Origin of the sequence: Mesorhizobium sp. M7A.F.Ca.AU.001.01.1.1 (assembly GCF_004022735.1) — a bacterium.
GTDB lineage: Bacteria > Pseudomonadota > Alphaproteobacteria > Rhizobiales > Rhizobiaceae > Mesorhizobium > Mesorhizobium ciceri.
Genome location: NZ_RZPF01000586.1, coordinates 1 through 4,273, shown reverse-complemented (window position 1 = coordinate 4,273; position 4,273 = coordinate 1). Strand labels below are relative to the sequence as shown.

General features: G+C 62.9%; 4 protein-coding genes. 3 read left to right on the top strand and 1 reads right to left on the bottom strand.

Features of this window, described 5'->3' with window-relative positions:
* On the bottom strand, positions 1 to 1,031 hold a 1,031-nt coding region (gene tyrS, locus EN884_RS27675), incomplete at its 3' end, for a tyrosine--tRNA ligase (protein ID WP_128360845.1).
* Positions 1,032 to 1,316: 285 nt separating this feature from the next.
* On the opposite strand from tyrS, the gene EN884_RS27670 reads away from it, so the two are divergent.
* From EN884_RS27670 to EN884_RS27660, 3 genes are all read left to right on the top strand, one after another.
* The gene (locus tag EN884_RS27670) at positions 1,317 to 2,960 is read left to right on the top strand and encodes a glycosyltransferase family 39 protein (protein ID WP_063167804.1); all 1,644 of its coding nucleotides are present in this window, start codon (positions 1,317 to 1,319) and stop codon (positions 2,958 to 2,960) included.
* A gap of 45 nt (positions 2,961 to 3,005) precedes the next feature.
* Positions 3,006 to 3,842, top strand: a complete 837-nt coding sequence (locus EN884_RS27665) for a phosphatase PAP2 family protein (RefSeq protein WP_063167805.1) — start codon at positions 3,006 to 3,008, stop codon at positions 3,840 to 3,842.
* Positions 3,843 to 3,909: 67 nt separating this feature from the next.
* Positions 3,910 to 4,273 (top strand): tetratricopeptide repeat protein (locus EN884_RS27660; RefSeq protein WP_164895181.1); only part of this gene is annotated, 364 nt, incomplete at its 3' end.

Below are 4,273 nucleotides of genomic sequence, written 5' to 3'. Positions count from 1 at the left end.
GTCCTGTCGACCTCGACGGTCGGCAGCGACTCCGCGAGCGCGCCTTCCTCGAACGTCTTGCGCGCCGTATCGCTGGCTTGCTCGGCGGCCGCGCGGCCGTGCAGCAGGGCGGTGATCTCGGTGGCGAGGATCTTCTTGGCCTCATTGATCTCGGATCCGCCGAGCCGCTCGAGCCGCGCCACCTCGTCCAGCGGCAGCGTCGTGTAGAGCTTCAGGAAGCGGGCGACGTCGGCATCCTCGGTGTTGCGCCAGTACTGCCAGAATTCGTAGGGGCTCAGCATCTCCGCGTCGAGCCAGACCGCGCCCGACGCCGACTTGCCCATCTTGGCGCCCGACGAGGTGGTGAGCAGCGGCGTGGTCAGTGCATAGAGCTGCGCGTCCTCCGTGCGGCGGCCGAGATCGATGCCGTTGATGATGTTGCCCCACTGGTCGGAGCCGCCCATCTGCAGGCGGCAGCCGAGACGCTTGTAGAGCTCGACGAAATCATAGGCCTGCAGGATCATGTAGTTGAATTCGAGGAACGACAGCGACTGCTCGCGATCGAGCCGCAGCTTGACGGAATCGAAGGCCAGCATGCGGTTGACCGAAAAGTGACGACCGACATCGCGCAGGAAATTGACGTAGTTGATCTCCATCAGCCAATCGGCGTTGTTGACCATGATGGCGTCGTTGGGACCGCTGCCGAATTTGAGGTAGGGCATGAAGTTGCGGCGGATACCGGCAAGATTGTCTTCGATGTCCTGCGGGGTCAAAAGCTTGCGCGCCTCATCCTTGAACGACGGGTCGCCGATCATCGAGGTGCCGCCGCCCATCAGCGCGATCGGCCGGTGACCGGTCTGCTGCAGCCAGTGCAGCATCATGATCTGGATCAGCGAGCCGGCGTGCAGGCTCTTGGCGGTCGCGTCGAAGCCGATATAGGCTGTCACCGTCTCCTTGGCGAAGATATTGTCGAGACCGGCATCATCCGAAGTCTGGTGGATGAAACCGCGCTCGCTCATCGTGCGCAGGAAATCCGATTTGAAGGCAGGCATTTTTTCTATTCCCGAAAGCGTCCGGCCGCTGTGGCTCAGGCGTGCATGAACGCGGGCGTTTAGCATCCAAGCGCGATCAGCAAAAGTGGTTTCCGGTTTTGCGACTGATCGCGCCAGACAAAGGTCCAGCGATCAGCAAAAGTGGTTTCCGGTTTGCAGCCCGCGCGGATGGCGTTGCGAATCCTTGCTTCGTCGTTTGGGCTGGCGTATTGAGGCGCCGCGCAGGGCAGGGCCTGAGGCGCCGCGACGGGGCCATCCCGCAGATCAGATCCGGAAAGCTCCGCGATGAACAGGAACTATCTCTTTCTCTTTCTGTTCAGCGTGCTGATGACGTTCAGTGGACTGGCGAGCCTTCCACCCATCGACCGCGACGAATCCCGTTTTGTCCAGGCTACCAAGCAGATGGTCGAAACCTCCGACTATGTCGACATCCGTTTTCAGGATGCCTCGCGCTACAAGAAGCCGATCGGCATCTACTGGCTGCAATCGGCGGCCGTGGCGCTGAGCGGCGAGGGGGCGGCGGCGCCGATCTGGGTCTACCGCCTCGTCTCCATGCTTGGCATTGCCTTGGCCGTCGTCGGCATCGCCTGGACGGGCACCAAGCTGTTCGGGGCCAATGCCGGTCTCGCCGCCGGCCTGATGATGGCGGCGATCTTCGCCACCGCCTTCGAGGGCCGTGACGCCAAGACCGACGCCATGCTGCTGGCCTGCTGCGTGGCGGCGCAAGGCGCGCTCGCCCAGATCTATCTGGCAGCGCGCCGCAACGAACCGGTAGCCGCCCATCTGCCGTGGATTTTCTGGGCCGCTCAAGGCCTTGGAATTCTTATCAAGGGGCCGGTGGCTCCGCTGTTGTCGTTGCTCACGGTCGCCGCCCTGTTTGCCTTCGAGCGCGACTGGCGCTGGCTCCTGAAGCTGAAGCTCGTGCGCGGTGTCGCTCTGGTGGCGCTCATCGTGTTGCCCTGGGTTGCCCTCATCACCTGGAAGAGCGGCGGCACCTTTCTCAGCGATGCCGTCGGCAAGGACATGATGGCCAAGGTCGCCTCGGGCGAGGAATCGCACGGCCTGCCGCCCGGTTTCTACATGCTGACCTATTCCTTGTTCATGTGGCCGTTCGGCCTGATCGCGGTCGGCGCCGGGCTCCAGGCCCTCAACCGTCTGCGCGACGATCCCCGGCTGCGTTTCTGCCTCGCCTGGTATATTCCGTTCTGGCTGGTGTTCGAGCTGATCCCGACCAAGCTGCCGCACTATGTCCTGCCGGCCTATCCCGGCATGGCGCTGCTGATTGGCTGGCTGCTGACATTGTCGCCGCAGGAGGCCAATGCGCCGCTCAGGCGCTGGCAGGACTGGTTGTGGTGGTCGACCGCATTCGGTCTTGTCGTGGTCAGCCTTGGCCTGGCGGCGGTCTGCGTCGGAGCGCCGATCTATCTCACCGGCTCCTTTTCCTGGTGGAGCATCCCGGCCGCCGCGGCGGCGCTGGCGGCAGGGTATTTCGCTTTTTCGCGACAGCTGCAAGTGCCGCTCTCCCGCATCGGCGCCATCGCGGTTTGCGCCGGCATTACCTATGGGCTGTTGTTCGGCGTCATCGCGCCTTCGCTGAAGCCGATCTGGCTGAGCCCGGCGATCGAGGCGGCAGTCCAGGCCAACAGGCCTTGCGACACCACGGTGCTCGCCTCAGCGGAATATCACGAGCCGAGCCTGGTGTTCCTGGTCGGCACCAAGACCGTCCTGACCGATGTCGATGGCGTCGCCAAGCATCTGCTCGGCGATCCGGCCTGCGCGCTGGCGCTGGCACAAATCGGCGACGAGCAGAAGCTGAATGGCCTGTTGGAGGCGCAAGGCAAGTCGGCGAGCCGCGTTGCCGAGGTCGATGGCCTCAACTATTCGTCGGGAGACAAACTGTCGCTCGGCCTCTATCGTGTAAGCCAGTGACGGCTCGCCGATGCCCATGACGGCAACAATGGGGTCGAATTTCCTATGCTGGTGAAATCACGCCCGCCCGTTTCGAGCCTGCTCCTTGGCATAGGGCGCCGGTCGCTCGACAACTTTCGCGATACGATGCAGATCGCCAAAAGCCGCCTTGCCACCCGGCCGGCCAGATACCCGAATATTTTGTGGTCGGTCTGGGTGCTGGTCTGGGTCTTGCTGACGGCGTCGGCGTTTGTTCGTCTCGACACTCCGGCCGGAATGCTTCACGGCAAGTGGTCGGCGGGATTTGCCCGGACTGCCGACTTTTTCACCCAGTTCGGCCTGGGAGGCTGGTATATCATTCCCTCAGTGCTTCTGCTTGTCGCCGCGAACCTGACGGATTGGCGAAGCCTGTCGCGGCGCTCGCTGATGCTCCTCTACAACTGGACCTGCCTGGCTTTTCTGGTGCTGTGCGCCACCGGCCTGTCGGGGATCGCCGTCAATGTGCTGAAATATGCCATTGGCCGGGCTCGCCCGCTCTATTACGAGGACTTTGGCGTGCTGACCCTGCACCCCTTCGCTTTCGATGCGCGCTTCGCCGGCTTTCCGTCCGGCCATGGTACGACAATGGGCGCGGTGTTCGGGGTCGCTTTGCTGTTGTTTCCGCGGCGCTGGTACATCGCCCTGGCGATCACCGCCTGCATCGCCTCGACCCGTATCTTCGTTGGCGCGCACTATCCCAGCGACACCGTCGCCGGCTTCGGCCTTGGCTGCGGTTTCGCGCTTGCCTGCGGGCTGGTCTTTGCCCGGCTCGGCTTCATCTTCCGGCCGATGCCTTCGGGCTTGCCGGTCCGCAAGAAGACGTTTTGGCTGATTGGGCCGAGAAGGAATTTGACGGGCCGATGATGCCATGGGTAGGAAAGTCGTTGCGATAACCGGACGGCAAGGCGGGACAATGGTACGACGATCGCGAATGGTGGTAGGAGCGCTGCTGGCGGCATTTGTTGCTGGCGGAGAGATGGCGAACGCCTCGCCCTTCGTTGACACGAAGGAGGGGCAAGTCCAGGTCGACCATATGACCCTGCAGGAATTGCAGGCGGCTGCGCTAACGGGGTCGGCCGACGCGCAGAACCGGCTTGGCGTCGTTTTTCTGCTGGGACTCGGAGTTAAAGCGGATTTCGTCAAGGCTTTCGAATGGTTCCAAAAAGCGGCCGAGAAAGGGCACCCCGACGCGGAGACTTGGTTGGGCAATCTTTATGGAACCGGTCGAGGAGTAACACTCGATCGGCAGAAATCTCTGTTTTGGACAAGGAAGGCCGCAGAGCGCGGTTACAGCC

Excerpts from the sequence above, each read along its gene's own strand:
- EN884_RS27670 (WP_063167804.1), top strand. The coding sequence starts at position 1,317 with ATGAACAGGAACTATCTCTTTCTCTTTCTGTTCAGCGTGCTGATGACG.
- EN884_RS27665 (WP_063167805.1), top strand. The coding sequence starts at position 3,006 with ATGCTGGTGAAATCACGCCCGCCCGTTTCGAGCCTGCTCCTTGGCATA.